Source organism: Sphingomonas arenae, assembly GCF_016924655.1.
Taxonomy (GTDB): Bacteria; Pseudomonadota; Alphaproteobacteria; order Sphingomonadales; family Sphingomonadaceae; genus Sphingomicrobium; species Sphingomicrobium arenae.
Genome location: NZ_JAFFJU010000003.1, coordinates 102,081 through 118,740, shown reverse-complemented (window position 1 = coordinate 118,740; position 16,660 = coordinate 102,081). Strand labels below are relative to the sequence as shown.

At 66.1% G+C, this 16,660-nt stretch carries 17 protein-coding genes; 3 read left to right on the top strand and 14 right to left on the bottom strand.

The window, feature by feature from the left end; genetic code table 11:
• Positions 1-114: 114 nt before the first annotated feature.
• From JT720_RS11990 to JT720_RS11970, 5 genes are all read right to left on the bottom strand, one after another.
• The gene (locus JT720_RS11990; RefSeq protein ID WP_336512008.1) at positions 115-672 is read right to left on the bottom strand and encodes a F0F1 ATP synthase subunit B family protein; all 558 of its coding nucleotides are present in this window, start codon (positions 670-672) and stop codon (positions 115-117) included.
• Positions 665-1,159 carry a F0F1 ATP synthase subunit B family protein gene (locus tag JT720_RS11985; protein ID WP_205481536.1) on the bottom strand — a complete coding sequence of 165 codons (495 nt, stop codon included), beginning with the start codon at positions 1,157-1,159 and terminating at the stop codon, positions 665-667. Before JT720_RS11985 ends, JT720_RS11990 begins: the two co-directional genes overlap by 8 nt.
• 108 nt (positions 1,160-1,267) lie before the next feature.
• The gene (locus JT720_RS11980; protein ID WP_129383163.1) at positions 1,268-1,495 is read right to left on the bottom strand and encodes a F0F1 ATP synthase subunit C; all 228 of its coding nucleotides are present in this window, start codon (positions 1,493-1,495) and stop codon (positions 1,268-1,270) included.
• A 27-nt stretch (positions 1,496-1,522) separates the two neighbouring features.
• Positions 1,523-2,314 (bottom strand): F0F1 ATP synthase subunit A, encoded by a 792-nt coding sequence (locus JT720_RS11975; RefSeq protein WP_192587683.1) that lies wholly within the window; start codon positions 2,312-2,314, stop codon positions 1,523-1,525.
• Positions 2,315-2,641 carry an AtpZ/AtpI family protein gene (locus JT720_RS11970; RefSeq protein WP_205481535.1) on the bottom strand — a complete coding sequence of 109 codons (327 nt, stop codon included), beginning with the start codon at positions 2,639-2,641 and terminating at the stop codon, positions 2,315-2,317.
• 176 nt (positions 2,642-2,817) lie between these two features.
• On the opposite strand from JT720_RS11970, the gene JT720_RS11965 reads away from it, so the two are divergent.
• Positions 2,818-3,549 (top strand): hypothetical protein, encoded by a 732-nt coding sequence (locus JT720_RS11965; protein ID WP_205481534.1) that lies wholly within the window; start codon positions 2,818-2,820, stop codon positions 3,547-3,549.
• Here JT720_RS11965 and JT720_RS11960 read toward each other — a convergent pair.
• From JT720_RS11960 to JT720_RS11950, 3 genes are read right to left on the bottom strand one after another with little or no spacing between them, the layout of a single operon-like run.
• On the bottom strand, positions 3,531-3,911 hold the full coding sequence (locus JT720_RS11960; protein ID WP_205481533.1) for a DUF1318 domain-containing protein: 381 nt from the start codon (positions 3,909-3,911) through the stop codon (positions 3,531-3,533). The genes JT720_RS11965 and JT720_RS11960 overlap by 19 nt on opposite strands.
• The gene (locus JT720_RS11955) at positions 3,908-4,141 is read right to left on the bottom strand and encodes a YnbE family lipoprotein (RefSeq protein WP_205481532.1); all 234 of its coding nucleotides are present in this window, start codon (positions 4,139-4,141) and stop codon (positions 3,908-3,910) included. The genes JT720_RS11960 and JT720_RS11955 overlap by 4 nt, the downstream gene beginning before the upstream one ends.
• 4 nt (positions 4,142-4,145) lie before the next feature.
• Complete coding sequence (locus JT720_RS11950; protein ID WP_205481531.1) at positions 4,146-7,379, bottom strand: intermembrane phospholipid transport protein YdbH family protein; 3,234 nt, start codon at positions 7,377-7,379, stop codon at positions 4,146-4,148.
• An 80-nt stretch (positions 7,380-7,459) separates the two neighbouring features.
• Here JT720_RS11950 and radC point away from each other — a divergent pair, with 80 nt between their 5' ends.
• A complete protein-coding gene (gene radC / locus JT720_RS11945; protein WP_336512007.1) occupies positions 7,460-8,170 on the top strand; it encodes a RadC family protein in 711 nt (236 codons plus the stop codon).
• Positions 8,171-8,212: 42 nt separating this feature from the next.
• On the opposite strand, the gene JT720_RS11940 is transcribed toward radC, so the two are convergent.
• Entirely contained in the window at positions 8,213-9,121 is a 909-nt protein-coding gene (locus JT720_RS11940) for a hypothetical protein (RefSeq protein ID WP_205481530.1), read from the bottom strand.
• A 116-nt stretch (positions 9,122-9,237) separates the two neighbouring features.
• Between JT720_RS11940 and purB the strand changes: the two genes are divergently transcribed.
• Positions 9,238-10,560 carry an adenylosuccinate lyase gene (gene purB, locus JT720_RS11935; RefSeq protein ID WP_205481529.1) on the top strand — a complete coding sequence of 441 codons (1,323 nt, stop codon included), beginning with the start codon at positions 9,238-9,240 and terminating at the stop codon, positions 10,558-10,560.
• Between the two features lie 79 nt (positions 10,561-10,639).
• Here the strand turns inward: purB and JT720_RS11930 are convergent, their stop codons facing one another.
• From JT720_RS11930 to fabD, 5 genes are all read right to left on the bottom strand, one after another.
• A complete protein-coding gene (locus tag JT720_RS11930; protein ID WP_205481528.1) occupies positions 10,640-11,539 on the bottom strand; it encodes an MBL fold metallo-hydrolase in 900 nt (299 codons plus the stop codon).
• 140 nt (positions 11,540-11,679) lie between these two features.
• Positions 11,680-12,795, bottom strand: a complete 1,116-nt coding sequence (dnaJ, locus tag JT720_RS11925) for a molecular chaperone DnaJ (RefSeq protein WP_205481527.1) — start codon at positions 12,793-12,795, stop codon at positions 11,680-11,682.
• Positions 12,796-12,861: 66 nt separating this feature from the next.
• The gene (gene dnaK, locus JT720_RS11920; RefSeq protein WP_205481526.1) at positions 12,862-14,802 is read right to left on the bottom strand and encodes a molecular chaperone DnaK; all 1,941 of its coding nucleotides are present in this window, start codon (positions 14,800-14,802) and stop codon (positions 12,862-12,864) included.
• 164 nt (positions 14,803-14,966) lie between these two features.
• Positions 14,967-15,707, bottom strand: a complete 741-nt coding sequence (gene fabG / locus JT720_RS11915; protein ID WP_205481667.1) for a 3-oxoacyl-[acyl-carrier-protein] reductase — start codon at positions 15,705-15,707, stop codon at positions 14,967-14,969.
• Positions 15,707-16,645, bottom strand: coding sequence for an ACP S-malonyltransferase (gene fabD, locus JT720_RS11910; RefSeq protein WP_205481525.1), 939 nt, complete (start codon positions 16,643-16,645; stop codon positions 15,707-15,709). Before fabD ends, fabG begins: the two co-directional genes overlap by 1 nt.
• Positions 16,646-16,660 lie beyond the last annotated feature (15 nt).

Sequence of the window (16,660 nt, the reverse complement as noted above, 5' to 3'; positions counted from 1 at the left end):
ACGCCCGGGCATGCGCTGTGAAAGCTAAGGTGTGGTGCCCGCCAGCGTCCGGTCAGTGATGGCGCAACCGAGTCCTTGCAGCGTGGCATCTCCAGACGGAGGTGCCACGCTCTACTAGGCGCGGCTGATCCCGGCGATGGCCTGGTCGATCAGCGCCTTGTCGGCGGTGCCGTCGTGCCGCTCTGCGATGATGCGCGCGGCGGCCTTGGTCGCGGCGTCGGCAGCGGTTGCGCGCAGCTGCTGCACGGCAGCCCGCTCTTCCGCGGCGATCTTGTCTTCGGCCATCCGGGTGCGGCGCTCGACCAGCGCCTCGGCATCGAGCTTCGCCTTGCCAAGGATGGCTTCGGCTTCATGACGCGCCCGCTCGACAATAGAGGCAGCATCCGTGTCCGCGGCCCGGGCCTTGGCCTCATACTCCGCCTTCAAGGCCTCGGCTTCCTTGCGGAGAGCCGCCGCCTCGTCGAGCTGGGCGCGGATGCCCGCGATCTTGGCATCGAGCGAGCGGCCGATGGCGCCCGGAACCTTCTTCCACACCATGATCGCGAAGACGATGAACATCGCCAGGCCGACCAGCATGGTGGCATCGAAGCCAAGGGCCTTCGGATCCACGTGATGCTCGACGTTTGCCTGGACCTCGGTGTGGGTCGTCTCGGTGATCGGCGGATTAGCCACGGACGAGCTCCTGCTGGACGGCAGCGCGAGCCACTGTCGGATCGACGGTCACGCCGGCGACCCGCTCGACCATCGCCTGGGCAGCCTCAGCCGCAACGCTTTCGATCTCCGCCTGCGCGGAGGTACGGGCTTCGGCGATCCGCGCCATGGCCTGTTCGAGCCGGCCATTCACGACCGCATCCACTTCGGCGACCCGCGCCTCCGTGGCACGCGCGGCAGCAGCCTTGGCCTCGGCTGCGACCTTGGCCGCTTCGGACCGGCTCCTGTCGAGCGCGGCGCGATATTCCTCTTCAAGGCGATCGGCGGTTTCGCGAGCGGTCGCAGCCTCGGCCAGGTCCGCCGCGATCCGCGCATCGCGCGCTTCCACGGTACCGAGGATCTTGGGCACCATGCCCAGACCCACGATGAAGAAGATGGCGCCGAACACGATCGTCAGCCAGAACAGCTGCGATGCGTAGATCTCACCGATTTGCGCGATTTGAGGCATGGGTCTCGCTGTACCTGTTCCGCTCACCCTGAGCCCGTCGAAGGGTGTTCCCGAAGTGGAAACCCGGCTTCGACAGGCTCAGCCTGAGCGCAGAAGTGACTGTCGTCGTTAGGCGACGAACAGCAGGATCATCGCCACGACGAACGCCAGCAGGCCGAGAAGCTCGGCAGCGGCGAAGCCGATGAACAGGCGGCCCTGCTGGCTGTCGGCGGCGGCCGGGTTGCGCAGCGCGCTCTCCAGGAACGAGCCGAAGACGTTACCCACGCCGAGTGCGGCCATGCCGACGCCAATGGCGGCGAGACCGGCACCGAGCAGCTTTGCGGCTTCTGCGTCCATGATAAACTCCCTTGTGAAATCTTGTGGTTAGTGAAGGTTGATCGCGTCGTTGAGATACAGTGACGTCAGCAGCGCGAAGACGTAGGCCTGGATGGCGGCGACCAGCAGCTCGAGCGCGCTGATACCAATCATCAGGATGAGGGACGGAAGGCTCACCACCGGCGCCACCCACAGCGCCTCGGCATTGAGCCCGTTGATGACGAAGCCCGCGAGCACCTTCAGCAGGATGTGGCCGGCGGTCATGGCAACGAACAGTCGGAGCGCCAGGCTGAACGGGCGGACCATGAAGGAGACGAACTCGACCGGGATCAGGATCGGCATCATCCACCAGGGCGCGCCGTGCGGCACGAACAGGCTAAAGAAGTGGAAGCCGTGCTTGGCGAAGCCGACGATTAGCACGATCGAGAAGGACACGATCGCCAGCACCGCGGTGACCGTCAGGTGGCTGGTCACGGTGAAGGGATGGACACCCGGGATCAGCCCGAGCGGAATCAGGCCCAGCAGGTTGGCGACCAGGATGAACATGAAGAGCGAGAAGACGTAGGGCACGAACTTGCGACCCGCGCGGCCGATGTTCTGCTCCATCATGTTGCTGACGAAGCCGGTGACGCCTTCGACCATCACCTGCCAGCGGCCCGGCACCAGCTCGCGCTTCATGCCGCCGAGCATGAACAGCCAGATGACCACCAGCGTGGCCAGCATCCACAGCGACGAATTGGTGAACGCGATCGAATGGCCCGCAATCTGCCAGTCATGGCCGAACAGAGGTTCGACCTGGAACTGGTGCATCGGATCGATCTTGCCCGATTCTGCGGCCACTTAGCGGTCCTTCTTGGTCTTCGCCGTCGACAGTTTGATGATGCTCCAAAACCCGCTGACGGTGCCGAGCACCATCAACGTGATGAAGAGCGCAGGCCACGTTCCGAACAGCTGGTCGAGTGCCCAGCCGATCAGCGTGCCGCCCAGCAGTCCGCCGATCAGGTACGACAAGACGCGCTGGCCCATCTGCTCATTGGCATCGGCCGGCTTCGCCTGTCCTGTCCTGACCGCTTCCTCCTGCTGCGCTCGCCGAAGCCTCTGTTCGAGGGCATCGAGCCGCGCATCGGGGGGAAGCTTGTCGTCCTGCCCGGGCTCCTCTTCCACCATGCTTCTCTCTCCATGTGCGCGGCGACGCTCGGGAATGAGCCTTCGACGCATAAGGCAAGGAACATGGCGGCTTCGCAGCCCGCCAAGGCGCCGCCCCTTTATGAACCGGGGGGCGGCTAGTCAACCGTGCCAGGGACCGGCTCGCCTCCGCGCTGGACGTGCGATAGTCTCCGGGTATGTCTGCAACACTCCTCACTGCGGCGCTGCTGCTGACCGTCCAGCCTGCCCGGGCAGGGGTCGAGATCTCTTCGGAGGACTCCCTGCTGGACTTCAGCTTCGGCTGGTCCGCGGAGGCGGCGGCAGTTCCGGCTTTGGACCGCAGGTTCCGAATCGACGCCGCCAGGCAGAAAAGCGCCGCCCTCGTGACGGCCCGGGAAGACCGCGAGGCTCGGAAGGCCATGACCGGCGACTGGAACGGCCACTTCTTTTCCCGCCAATGGTCGACGGCCGGTCAGACCGTTCGGCTACTGTCGCTCGAAGCAGAGACGGGCACGTTCACCGGCGGCGCCCACGGCAACAGCGGAACGTCATCGCTGCTCTGGGATCGCAAGCTCGCCCGGGAACTCCGCATCGACGACCTCCTGCGGCGCGCCGGCTGGTGGAACGGCGCCATCCGCCAGCCTTTCTGCGTGCTCCTCGACCGGGAACGCGCCAAGCGCCGGCAGGAACCGGTCGACCGCTCCGACATGTTCGGGGAGTGCCCCGAGCTGAAGGAGTTGACGCTGACGCTCGAGGACAGCGACGGCAATGGAAGGCTGGACCATGTGCGGGTGACCGCAGACCAATATGTCGCCGGGCCTTACGCGGAGGGGGAGTATGTGATTTCCCTCCCGCTGACCGCGGCCATGCTCGCCCGCCTCAAGCCCGAGTACCGGGCCTCGTTCGAGCCTCAGCCACCCGTGCAATAGTCGGGCACGGGAGCGGCCTGTCCGGCGCGCCGCCGCCGCCACACGCCGTCGCTCAGCAGGTACCATTCCCCGACCGCCACGCGCGCCAACAGGGAACATCCGGCCGTGATCCCCACCTCCTGCGGACTCACTCCCCGGCGCCCCGCCAACCCAGCGTAGAGGGCACGACGACGGATGTTCACATCCTCCGTCGCGCGACGCGTCACGGGCGGAATGGCTGTGCGAACGCCCAGATAGCCATCGAACCGTTCGCCGATGAGACCGGCCGAGCGCGCGCTGTTCACGACCGGGTTCGACTGCGCCGAAGCTTCAACGTTCCAGCAACCGACCAGGAGAACAGCGGCAAGGAGCCGTCGCCTCACTGAGCGCGTCCTCCGGGCGCCGGAGGCTGCTGCGGGAAAGCCTCGGGGTTCTGCTCGATCAGCTGCTCCACATCGCGCTGTAGCCTCACCAGCACTTCCTGCTGGATCCGGACGTTGAGGTTGATCTCGATCGGCTTCTCCGGCGTCTTCACCGAAACGCACCCCGTCAGCAGCGGCGCGAAGGCCATGGCGGTCAGGGCCGCGATGCTCTTGGTGGAAACTGCTCTCATCGGCTCACCTTTGGGCTGGAGTGGCTTCGACGCGGACCTTCTGGTCGACGGGCGTCTGGGTTTGGGTCTGGTCTTCCTCGATACGGCGCACCTCGGTCGAGATGCCCGGCACGTCTTCCAGCGGGAAGGGCAGCGCCTGACTGGCGACCGCCCGTGGATCGCGGAACGACTTGGCGGTGGCAATCAGGGCGCGGAAAGGCCCGCTGATCGAGACGTTGAAGCGGATTGGCAGCTTGGCCGTGACACTGCGGATCAGCCGCTGGGTCCGGGTGGTCCCGCCCAGTGCCACGCCGTCGATCGTCAGTCGGGTTCCGAACTCGCCCGCAAGGTCGCCGTCCAGGCGGATGATCATCGACCGGAAGCGAAGATCCCGGAGCGCGTCGAAGGCGATGCCTCCCATCAGGCCGAGATTGGCCCGGTTCACCACCCCATTGTAGCTCAACCGGCCCCCCGGATCGCGCGAGTCCAGCCGTCCGCCGACGATCCGCCCGCCGTTCTCGTCGAAGATCATCGGGAGGACGCCATCGAACACGCCCTCCGCCGCAATCTCCTGGAAACCGAAGCTCTCGACGAACTGACGCGCATCGAGGCCAACGACTTCAAACGTCAGGCGCTTGGCTGTCGGGCGCCCGAAGTTCAGCACCGTCTCCCGCAGGATCAGCTCGCCGCCCATGAATGGCCAGCGCCCCGACTGGATGCGGACGAGCTGGTCGGGAAGCAGTTGGTAGGTGATCACCCCATTTTCGACCAGGATGCCCGGGTTGACGGTCGCCACCTGCATGGTTTGCCCCGGTGCGGTCTGGAGCCCCAGCAGATCGGTGAAGCGGATCGTTCCGCGCAACCCCGTGACCGGGCCGAACGCCGCCGCCAGGTCCGTGCCGTCGGTAGAGAACTCGCCGGTCGAGGTGACCTCGCCGTCCCCGTTCCAGGCGATCCGGCCCTGCCCGCGCACGGTGCCGTTGACCAACGCCACCACACCTTGCGTCAGGCGGGTCAGCTCCTCCGGCTGCAGCCCGGGATCGAAGCGCAGCGCATCCACGTCCAGCAGGGCCGTGCCCTCGCCGCTGGATAGCTGGTGAGTGATCGTGACATCGGTAACCTCCCGGCCGCTCGCGGGGTGCCGGAGCGTACCCGTGGCGCGGATCATGTCGTCCGCAAGCCGGAAGCGAACGTCATCGGTGCGGAGCGGGTAGAAGCGAGGATCCGGGTTCCGGTCCGCCACGGTCAATGCGCCGCCGATGCTGAGGTCTCCGCCGACCAGTCGCCAGTCGCCTTTCGCCTCGCTCATCAGCAGGGGGACCTTGCCGATCACGATGTCACCGCCAGCGAAAGCGCCGCTGATCCCCGAGCCGCGGAATGTCCCGTCCAGCCGGTCAGCGTCGATCAGGATCGGCGCTTCGGATTGCCCCAGCCGGGCGTTCAGGTCGTTGAACAGGAAGCTGCGCGACCCGACCATCGCGGCCCTGTCCGCACGGACCGCGAATGGGGCACTGCCCATTCGACCGGCCAAGCGGAAGTCATTGCTGTGCGCCCGTAGAGCGAGCCCACCGCCCGGCTTGCGGAACAGGATGGCCTGCCCGGTGGCGCAGATCGGCAGGCGGGTGGAGCCGACGCTCAACGCCCCGATCTGCAAGCTGGTGAACTGAAGCTGCGTGCAGCCGCGCCCGAACTCGAGCGCTCCGCCCGGACCGAAGCTGCCGCGGACCGGCACCCGCAGGCCCCGAACCAGGCCATTCGACAAGGGACCATCGAGCACCACGGCCGTGTCGATGCTGGTGGAGCCATTCCGGCCTGCGGCGAATCGGATCGGCGCGAGCGCAATGCGGGCGTTCCCCGCGGCGTAGGGCAGCACCTGGACCACGCCGCTCATGGGCGCACCGCTGCGAGGTTGGCTCAGCGCAAGGCGCGCCGTGGGCAGCCCGCCGCCCTGCATGGCAATCCGCCCGTCCACGCGCAGGCGCCCGCTCGGCCAGTAGTAAGTGACCCCATCGCCGCCGGCCACCTGGATGCGCGCGCCCGACCGGCTGCGGACGTTGGCCGTCTCGATCCGGACGGCGCCACCCCCGGCGAAGTTGACCAGCCGGAGCTTGCCCGCCGCATCCATGCTCGTGCCTGCGGCCCGGATCGCCTCGGACAAGGCCTTGCCGATCGGCTCCAATGGGGTGCCGCCCAGACCCCCGAGCGGGCCTGAGACGCCGCCCGTAATCGACTGCGGCACGGAAGCGCCCTGCGTCCGGTAGTCGCCCGCAAGCGTGATCTCCCCAGCCCTGGCGTTCAGCAGGTAACGGCCTGCGACTCGCGTCCGGCCAGTTCGAATCTCCGCCAGCCGAGCCGCCGCGGCGCTGAGGTCCACCTCGCCCCGGGCGGCGGTCGGCTCGCCGACGAAGGTCAGCCTGCCGTTGAGGCCGGCCATGCCGTTCGCTCCCGCGATCAACGACCCGACCGCGATCCGCCCCTCGCCATCGAACCGCTCGAAGGCCTCGCTGAAGCGGCTGTCGATCTCCAGCCTCGGCTGCTGGAGCGCGATCCGGCTCGCCGGGCAGTTGAACCGTTCGGCGGAGATCGGGCCGGTCACTCGCGGCCGCCGGGCCTTGACCGCAAGGCCGACCGCCGCGCGAAAGCCGATCAGCTCGCACCGGCCCGGAGCGAGCCTCGGACTGGTGGCCGCGAGCCGTCCCTTGAAGCCGCCGGTGAGATTGCCCTGACCCTCCACCGCAATCCCCAGCGGTCCGTAGGGAGTGGCCAGCGCGATGGATGAATCCGCAATATCGACGCTGAGCTCGGGCAGGCGGAACGGCTTGCCGCTGGGTGGAGGAAGCAGCTTGTCGACCTGCCCCCAGCTGATCCGCCCATCGACGAAGCGCCCGCGCAGCCTCACGCCGCGGGCGACCACCCGGAACACCTGGACCGAGCCGTTGAGCCTGATCCGCAGCTGCACCTGCGCGACTTTGGCGGTCAGGTCGGGATTGCGCGGATCGCCGAGGACGAGATTGCTAATCTGCTGGGTGCGCAGACCCACCCGGTCCAGCCGGTACGTCGCCTGAACGCCGCGCTTCTCCATCTCGCGGGCCAGGATATCGTTGGCGATCGGCCTTCGCTGCGTCCACAGGACAAGCAGGGCCGCAACCAGCAGCAGGCCCAGTCCGACCAGCGACCATTTGAGCACACGCGGCCAGCGCCGGCGCCGACGTGCGACGACCGAGCCCTCGGGAGCTTGCTCAACCGAGTGTTCGTCCATTACGCCTGCGCCACCATTCTTTGCTGAAGAACCTCGTTAGCCTGAAGCCGTTCCGCCTGCGGCATGAAGGAGTGTCCCGCGTGCCCCCGTTCCAGCCTAGCCTGTTGCCCGCCGGCGACAACCCGACCGGCACCGAAGGGCACCGCGCCCGCCTGCGCCAGCGCCTGCTCGACAGCAGCGGCGAGGGCCTGCTGGATCATGAACTGGTTGAATATCTGCTGACTCTCGCCATTCCCCGCCGCGACACCAAGCCGATCGCCAAGCGGCTTCTCGCACAGTTCGGCGGCATCGGTCCGCTGCTGGATGCTTCACCCGAGGCGATGCGGCGCGAGGGCCTGACCGACGGCATGATCGGCGCCCTTGCGATCGCCCGCGCAACTGCACTGCGCCTGCTCGAAACCAGGATGGAAGGCCGACCGCTCCTGTCCAGCTGGGACGCGCTGATGAATCACCTGCAGGCGGCCATGGCGCATTCGGCCGTCGAGGAAGTGCGCGTGCTGTTCCTCAACGCCAAGAACGTGCTCATCGCCAACGAGGCGATGTGGCGCGGCTCGGTGGACGAAGCGGCGGTCCACGTCCGCGAGGTAATCAGCCGCGCCATCGCGCTCGGCGCCACCGCCATCATCATCGTCCACAACCACCCGAGCGGCGATCCCACGCCAAGCCAAGCCGACATCCGCCTCACCCGCGACCTGATCGACGCCGGACGTCACATGAAGGTGACCGTGCATGACCATGTGATCGTGGGTGCAACCGGGCGGACGAGCTTGCGGGCGCAGGGCTTGATTTAGGTCCAGCGGGGGCCGCACGAACCGGAGCGGCACCGCAGTGACCTACTGAGTGTTGCCCTCGTGCTTGACGAGTCCGAACCGCATGTTGGGCGAGAGGTCGAGCACGACGACTTCGTTCAGGAACAGAGTGCTCCCGAAGAGCCCCTCGGCGCCCCCGCCGATCTGATCGCGAAAAAACGAAGGCGCCTGCGGGTTCGTGTACACGGTGGCTCCTTCTACTCGGACACCTCCCACTTGCAGCGGGAGGTGTGTCCGCGCACCAGAAAGCGGGATTTTCTTGCCCCACGAGGGCACCTCCAGCGTCCGCTCCGCTTCTTTCGCAGGATCGGCCTTGCGGGTGAGCATTTTCCAGCGGTCCAGATCGACATTGAGCGGGAACATGCTGGCGCCGGTGTCGAAGAAGCTGGCTGCGAACTCTTCGTCCCCGAGCTTCATTGGGACAAACAGCTTCCCGAATCGAAGGGTCGCGCGTTCCCACCCGACACGCTGTTCAAGGTCCGCAGGAACGCGATCCTGGGTCAAGACGCAAATCCTCTGACGCGGGTAGTCGATGATCACCATCGTGCCCAGCAACACGTCCAGCCCGACCGTGCCCGTGTTCTTGCCCTCGAGGAGGTGAAGGCGCGTCGGCAGCAAGGCCGTTCCCGCGACCTCCACGCTGCTTACATCAGCCTGGTCCTTTCCTGCGCGCCGCCAATTTCGCTTTGTCGCTTCGGTCGAGGGCGCGAAGCTTATGTGCGCGCCTGTGTCCAACTGGAACATATACGAGGTTCCGTTGATCTCGACCGGCACCAGCATCGCAGCCCTGTCCGATAGACCCGGAACGGCAACCCACTCGAACGGGGGACACGCAAGCTTATCAACGACAGAGGGCGCCTGGGCCTGAACAGCTCCGGACCACAAGAATGCGGTTCCTAATGCCAAAAGTATGCGATTTCTGATGCGGCACATTCCACGTCCCCCCGAACTGCTATCGTGCCGAGCATAGCACGCCTCGGCGATCGCGCAGGAGACAACATCCGTCCGTTCGTTGCAGCCCGAGGACTCTCCTGCTAGCCGCTCGCGCCATGGTTCCTCGCTATTCCCGCCCTGCCATGTCGGCCATCTGGTCGGCCGAAAACCGCTTTCGCATCTGGTTCGACATCGAGGTCTATGCGGCCGAAGCGATGGGCGAGATCGGGATGATTCCGGTTGAGGATGCGCGGAAGATCGTCGAGGCGCATGCCCGCGGCGTGATTGACCCCGTCGACGTGCCCGCGATCGACGCCATCGAGGCGGTCACCAAGCATGACGTGATCGCCTTCCTGACCTGGATCGGTGAGCGGCTCGGGCCGGAGAAGCGCTACCTTCACCAGGGCATGACCAGCTCGGACGTGCTCGACACGGCGCTGAACGTGCAGCTCACCCAGGCCGCCGATATCCTGCTTGCCGACCTCGACGAACTGCTCGCCGTCCTCGAACGCCGCGCCTTCGAGCACAAGCTCACCCCTACCATCGGCCGCAGCCACGGCATCCATGCGGAGCCGGTCACCTTCGGTCTCAAGCTCGCGCAGGCTCATGCCGAGTTCGCCCGCTGCAAGACCCGGCTACATCATGCTCGTGAGGAAATCGCCACCTGCGCCATCTCCGGCGCGGTTGGGACTTTCGCCAACATCGATCCGCGCGTGGAGGAGCATGTCGCGCAGCGCCTTGGCTTGACGCCCGAGCCCACCTCCACCCAGGTCATTCCGCGCGACCGCCACGCCATGTTCTTCGCGACGTTGGGCGTGATCGCCTCATCGATCGAGCGGCTGGCGGTCGAGGTCCGACATCTTCAGCGCACCGAGGTGCTGGAGGCGGAGGAGTATTTCTCGCCCGGGCAGAAGGGCAGCTCGGCCATGCCGCACAAGCGCAATCCGGTGCTGACCGAGAACCTCACCGGCCTCGCCCGGATGGTCCGCAGCGCCGTTGTCCCCGCGCTCGAGAATGTCGCCCTCTGGCATGAGCGCGACATCAGCCACTCCTCTGTCGAACGCTTCATCGGCCCGGACGCGACCATCACCCTCGACTTCGCGCTAGCCCGGCTGACCAGCGTCATCGACAAGCTGCTCGTCTACCCCGAGCGCATGCAGAAGAACCTCGATCGCATGGGCGGCCTAGTCCACTCCCAGCGCGTTCTGCTGGCGTTGACGCAGGCGGGCCTCAGCCGCGAGGACAGCTATGCGCTGGTTCAGCGCAACGCGATGAAGGTGTGGGAGTCCGACGGGCAGCTGTCATTGCTCGAATTGCTCAAGGCCGACCCGGAAGTCACCCGTGCGATCCCGCCGGCAGAGCTCGAGAAGAGCTTCGACCTCGGCTACCATCTGAAGCACGTCGACACGATCTTCCGGCGGGTGTTCGGGAGGAGTTAAGTCTGCCGTAATTGCGAGCGTAGCGAAGCAATCCAGCTGCGGGCACTCTGGATCGCTTCGCTACGCTCGCGATGACGAACTAGCGCGCCGCCCGCAAACTCTCGTACACCGCTCCCACGAAGTCATCGGCTTTGATGAAGCCTTCCTGCGTGGTGGCGAGATAAGGCGCAGCCGGCTTGCTGGCCACGATCTGCTCCTTGGTCCGACCCGCCTGAATGCCTGCGGCCACCTTCGCTCGCACATCCTCGAGCATGGCCAGGTACGCCGCATATTCCTCACGCGTCGCCACCGGCCCATGCCCCGGGATGACCTTCCCGCCCGGCCTCACCAGCTCCAGCCCCCGCTTGCCGGCCGCAACCATGCCGTCGACCGAGCCGCCGCTCTCCAGATCGATGAACGGGAATGTCGCCTTGTGGAAGAAGGTATCGCCGGCATGCAGGACATTCGCCTTCTGCCAGTAGATCAGCGCGTCGCCGTCGGTGTGGGCGTTAGCAACGTGCACCACCTGCAGCGTGTCGCCGTTGAGGTGGAAGGTGACACCCTGGTCGAAGGTGATGACCGGCAGGGCGGTTTTGGGCGAGGCCTTCACAGTCATGTTGAAGCGCTTGCTGATGTTGTCGACCGACATGCGCTTACGCACATTGTCCTGTGCGACGATCACGCTGCCCTGCCCGCCGAGCGCCTCGTTGCCGCCGGTGTGGTCGCCGTGCCAATGCGTGTTGATGACGAAACGCACGGGATCCGGGTCGAGGGTCTTCACCGCCGCGAGGATCTTCGGCACCAGCGGTGCGAACTGGTCGTCGATAATGACGTTGCCGTCCTCGCCATAGCTGACGCCGATATTGCCGCCCTGCCCGAACAGCACGGCAACGCCTGGCGCGACCTGTTCAACCTTGATCTCGACATTCGAAAAGTCTCGCTGCTGGGCAGCGGCTGGCGTTACGATCGTGAGCAGGCAAAGTGCGGCAAGTCGGCGCATGGCAAGTTCTCCCTGTCGGAGGAGCGTAGCCTTACGCATCCACTTCGTCATCCCCGCGCCAGCCGGGATCCATGTCCCGATTACAGCGTCTGATCGGGGCTGCGGAGATGGACCCCCCGCTTTCGAGACGATAATGGGTCTTAGTGGCCCAGCGCGTCCTTAATCCGGCTGAAGAAGCTCTTGGACGCCGGGCACTCCTCCCCCGTTTCCGTCTCCCGGAACTGGCAGAGCAGTTCTTTCTGCTTGGCCGTCAACCGGGTCGGAGTTTCGACAAGAATCCGCGTGACCAAGTCGCCGCGCCCGCGGCCGTTGATCACGCTCATGCCCTGTCCGCGCTGCCGCAGGGTCTCACCCGACTGGACGCCGGCCGGAATCTTGATCTCGATCGGCTGCCCGTCGATGCCCGGGACCGTGATCTGCCCACCAAGCGCGGCCGTGGTGAAGCTTACCGGACATTCGGCGATCAGCGTCGTGCCGTCGCGCTGGAAGATCGGATGCCGCTTGAGGTGCACGAACAGGTAAAGGTCGCCGTTCGGAGCACCGCGCACGCCCGCTTCACCTTCGCCCGCCACGCGGATGCGGGTGCCCTCGTCCACGCCGGCGGGCACGTGGATCGACAGTGTCCGGCGCTTGAGGCCGCGCCCCTCGCCTTCACATTGCGGGCAAGGGTCGGAGATGGTGACGCCATGACCGTAACAGGTCGGGCAGCCGCGCTCGACCATGAAAAAGCCCTGCTGGGCCCGGACCTTGCCCATGCCGTTGCAGGTGGTGCAGGTCTGCGGTCTGCTGGTGCCGCGGGAGCCATCGCCTTCGCACGGTTCGCAGGCGACGAGGGTCTCGACCTCGATCACCGCTTCCTTGCCGGCGAACGCTTCTTCGAGGCTTAGCTCAAGGTCGTAGCGCAGGTCCGCGCCTCGTGCCGCATTCTGGCGGGCGCCGCGCGGGTCCATGAACTCGCCGAAGATGGACGAGAAGATATCGGAGAAGCCCTCGAAACCCTGCCCACCGCCGAAGCCGCCAGCGCCGCCGTTCTGGAATGCCGCCTTGCCGAAGCGATCGTAAGCCGCGCGCTTCTGCGGGTCCTTGAGGCAGTCATATGCCTCGTTGATGGCCTTGAACTTGGCCTCCTGGTCCGAACAACCGCCGTGCCGGTCGGGATGGCATTCCATCGCCAGCTTCCGGTACGCCGCTTTGATCGTGCGATCGTCCGCACCCCGCTCGACTCCGAGCAGTTCGTAATAATCCGTCTCAACCATGACGCAGCACCGCGCACGCGGAGTGCGCCACCGTCGTGGTGACGAGGGTGACGCACTCCATTGCGCTTAGGCCTTCTTGTCGTCGTCGACTTCGGAGAACTCCGCGTCGACCACTTCCTCCTGGCCCGCCGATGCGGTGCTGTCCGCACCCGCTTCAGCATCAGTGCCGGACGCGGCCGCACCGGCTTCCTGCTGGGCCGAGTAGATCGCCTGGCCAAGCTTCATCGCCGCTTCGGTCAGCGCCTGGGTCTTCTGCGTCATTTGGTCGGCGTCGTTGCTCTCGACCGCGGTCTTGGCCTCCGCAATCGCGCGCTCGATGTCGCCCTTCACGTCGGCCGTGACCTTGCCGCCATGTTCGGCAAGCTGGCGCTCGGTCTGGTGGATAAGGCTCTCGGCGTTGTTCTTCGCCTCGGCCGCCGCCTTCCGCTTCTTGTCCTCCTCGGCGAACTTCTCGGCGTCCTTGACCATCTGCTCGATGTCATTGTCGCTGAGACCGCCCGAGGCCTGAATGCGGATCTGCTGTTCCTTGCCGGTGCCCTTGTCCTTGGCCGACACGTTGACGATGCCGTTGGCATCGATGTCGAACGTGACCTCGATCTGCGGCACACCGCGGGGAGCCGGCGGGATGCCGACCAGGTCGAACTGGCCCAGCATCTTGTTGTCCGCCGCCATTTCGCGCTCGCCCTGGAAGACGCGAATGGTCACCGCATTCTGGTTGTCGTCCGCGGTCGAGAAGACCTGGCTCTTCTTGGTCGGGATCGTCGTGTTGCGATCGATCATCCGGGTGAAGACGCCGCCAAGGGTCTCGATGCCGAGGCTCAGCGGAGTGACGTCGAGCAGCAGCACGTCCTTGACGTCGCCCTGCAGCACGCCGGCCTGGATGGCCGCGCCGATGGCGACCACCTCGTCCGGGTTGACGCCGGTGTGCGGCTCCTTGCCGAAGAAGTCCTTCACGACTTCGCGGACGCGCGGCATGCGGGTCATGCCGCCGACCAGCACCACTTCCGCGATGTCGGCCGCCTTCACGCCCGCATCGGCGAGCGCCTTGCGGCACGGCTCCAGCGTGCGGTCGATGAGGTCGCCGACCAGGCGCTCCAGGTCCGCACGGCTGATCGACTTGACCAGGTGCAGCGGGGTGGTCGCGCCGCCCTCCATGCGGGCCGTGATGAACGGCAGGTTCACCTCGGTGTTGGTCGCCGAGGAAAGCTCGATCTTCGCCTTTTCGGCCGCTTCCTTCAGCCGCTGCAGGGCCAGGCGGTCCTGCTTAAGGTCGATGCCGTGTTCCTTCTTGAACTCGTCCGCGAGGAACTCCACGATCTTGGCGTCGAAGTCCTCACCGCCGAGGAAAGTGTCGCCGTTGGTCGACTTCACCTCGAACACGCCATCGCCGATCTCGAGAATGGACACGTCGAAGGTGCCGCCGCCAAGGTCATAGACCGCGATCGTCTTGCCGTCGTTCTTCTCCAGCCCGTAGGCGAGCGCGGCCGCCGTCGGCTCGTTGATGATGCGCAGAACTTCAAGGCCAGCGATCTGGCCGGCGTCCTTGGTCGCCTGGCGCTGAGCGTCGTTAAAGTAGGCGGGGACGGTGATCACCGCCTGGGTGACGGTCTCGCCGAGATAGGCTTCGGCGGTTTCCTTCATCTTCTGGAGGATGAAGGCGGAAATCTGCGACGGGCTGTAGTCCTTGCCACCGGCCCCGACCCACGCGTCGCCGTTCGGTCCGCGCGTGATCTTGTAGGGAACCAGCTCGGTGTCCTTCTTGGTCACCGGATCGTCGAAGCGGCGGCCGATGAGGCGCTTCACCGCGAAAATCGTATTGTCGGGGTTGGTCACCGCCTGACGCTTGGCCGGCTGCCCGATCAGGCGCTCGCCGTCCTTGGTGAAGGCCACGACCGATGGAGTGGTCCGCGCGCCTTCCGCATTCTCGATGACCTTCGGCTTGCCGCCCTCCATGACCGCAACGCAGCTGTTGGTCGTGCCGAGGTCGATCCCGATCACTTTTGCCATGTTCGATACTGTCCTCTCACTAGCCCCCGGACGCCCCGTCAGGCACGCCCGTTATCTTCATGTTTCGGCGGCGATATAGGTGCGAGGAAAGCCGCGACAAGGATTCGCCGCGCGCAGAGTTGCAATACGGTTCTAGGACGGTGTGCGCGTGCAACACCTCATGTTCAGAGCATCGCCATGCCGCCATTCACGTGCAGCGTCTGGCCGGTCACATAGCCCGCTTCGCGGCTCGCCAGATAGACGACAGCCGCGCCGATATCCTCGCCAGAGCCCATGGCTCCCGCGGGAATCTTCGCGAGGATTGCAGCGCGCTGCTGGTCGTTCAGCGCATCGGTCATCGCGGACGTCATGAAGCCCGGCGCCACGCAATTCACCGTGATGTTGCGGCTCGCCAATTCCTGCGCCACCGCCTTGGTCATTCCGGCCAGGCCGGATTTGGAGGCGACATAGTTCGCCTGCCCCGGATTGCCGGTCGTGCCGACCACGGAGGTGACCGAGATGATGCGTCCATAACGCGCCTTCATCATCGGCTTGGCAGCGGCGCGCATGAGCCGGAAGGCGGCTTCGAGGTTCACGCGGATGACCTGCTCCCACTCCTCGTCCTTCATGCGCATCAGGAGGTTGTCGCGCGTGACACCCGCATTGTTGACCAGGATATCGAGCTTGCCGCCGAGCGCCTCGACTGCTGCGGGAACGAGGCCGTCGACCGCTGCGGGGTCGGAGAGGTTGCAGGGCACCGCCACGTGGTCAGCGCCGAGTTCATCGCGGAAGGCATTGAGCTTGCCTTCGTTGCTGCCGCTCACAGCAAGGCGCGCACCCTGCGCCGCGAGCGATTTGGCGATAGCGCTGCCCAGGCCGCCGGAGGCGCCGGTCACGAGGGCGGTCATTCCGGTCAGGTCGAACATCATGCAATCTCCTTCGCCAGCGCCTCGATGTCGTCGATCGTGATGACGCTGGTGACCTTCACGTCAGGCGCGATGCGCTTGATCATCGGGCCGAGCACCTTGCCGCCCAATTCGACGAACTCCTCGACTCCGGTGGCTGCCATGCCTGCAATGCTCTCGCGCCAGCGGACCATGCCCGTGACCTGGTGCACGAGGAGGTCGCGGATCGCGTCAGGATCCTGTTCCGGTGCTGCGGTCACGTTGGCATAGACCGGCACCACCGGCGCCTCGATCTGCGTCCCGGCGAGAGCCTCCGCCATCCGGTCTGCGGCAGGCTGCATCAGCGGGCAGTGGAAGGGCGCGGAGACCGGCAGCAGGACCGCTCGCTTGGCGCCCATGTCCTTGGCGATTGCTACGGCACGCTCGATGGCGGTGCGGTGCCCGGAGATCACGACCTGCGAGGGGTCGTTATCGTTGGCCACAGTGCAGACCTCGCCCTCGGCGGCTGCTTCGGCGATGGCGCGGGCTTTCTCCACGTCGGCCCCGAGCAGAGCCGCCATGGCGCCCTGCCCGACCGGCACGGCAGCCTGCATGGCCTGCCCTCGCAGCTTCAGGAGCTTCGCCGTGGTGGAGAGATCGAACGCGTGCGCCGCGCTTAGGGCGGAATACTCGCCGAGCGAGTGCCCCGCGACAAAGTGCGCCGCTTTCTCGAGCGAGACGCCGCCGTCGAGGGTCAGAGCTCGGAACACGGCCAGCGCGTTCGCCATGATTGCGGGCTGCGCGTTCTCGGTCAGGGTCAGCTGGTCCTCCGGGCCCTCGCGCATCAGTTGGGACAGCTTCTGGCCGAGCGCCTCGTCCACTTCCTCGAACACGTCGCGGGCGGTGCGGCTCGCCTCGGCGAGGGTCGCGCCCATGCCGACCGACTGGCTGCCCTGGCCCGGAAACAGGAATGCGCGCATCAACTCTCCCCTTGG

Excerpts from the sequence above, each read along its gene's own strand:
- JT720_RS11985 (WP_205481536.1), bottom strand. The coding sequence starts at position 1,159 with ATGCCTCAAATCGCGCAAATCGGTGAGATCTACGCATCGCAGCTGTTC.
- JT720_RS11980 (WP_129383163.1), bottom strand. The coding sequence starts at position 1,495 with ATGGACGCAGAAGCCGCAAAGCTGCTCGGTGCCGGTCTCGCCGCCATT.
- JT720_RS11970 (WP_205481535.1), bottom strand. The coding sequence starts at position 2,641 with ATGGTGGAAGAGGAGCCCGGGCAGGACGACAAGCTTCCCCCCGATGCG.
- JT720_RS11965 (WP_205481534.1), top strand. The coding sequence starts at position 2,818 with ATGTCTGCAACACTCCTCACTGCGGCGCTGCTGCTGACCGTCCAGCCT.
- JT720_RS11955 (WP_205481532.1), bottom strand. The coding sequence starts at position 4,141 with ATGAGAGCAGTTTCCACCAAGAGCATCGCGGCCCTGACCGCCATGGCC.
- JT720_RS11950 (WP_205481531.1), bottom strand. The coding sequence starts at position 7,379 with ATGGACGAACACTCGGTTGAGCAAGCTCCCGAGGGCTCGGTCGTCGCA.
- JT720_RS11940 (WP_205481530.1), bottom strand. The coding sequence starts at position 9,121 with ATGTGCCGCATCAGAAATCGCATACTTTTGGCATTAGGAACCGCATTC.
- purB (WP_205481529.1), top strand. The coding sequence starts at position 9,238 with ATGGTTCCTCGCTATTCCCGCCCTGCCATGTCGGCCATCTGGTCGGCC.
- JT720_RS11930 (WP_205481528.1), bottom strand. The coding sequence starts at position 11,539 with ATGCGCCGACTTGCCGCACTTTGCCTGCTCACGATCGTAACGCCAGCC.
- dnaJ (WP_205481527.1), bottom strand. The coding sequence starts at position 12,795 with ATGGTTGAGACGGATTATTACGAACTGCTCGGAGTCGAGCGGGGTGCG.
- dnaK (WP_205481526.1), bottom strand. The coding sequence starts at position 14,802 with ATGGCAAAAGTGATCGGGATCGACCTCGGCACGACCAACAGCTGCGTT.
- fabG (WP_205481667.1), bottom strand. The coding sequence starts at position 15,707 with ATGTTCGACCTGACCGGAATGACCGCCCTCGTGACCGGCGCCTCCGGC.
- fabD (WP_205481525.1), bottom strand. The coding sequence starts at position 16,645 with ATGCGCGCATTCCTGTTTCCGGGCCAGGGCAGCCAGTCGGTCGGCATG.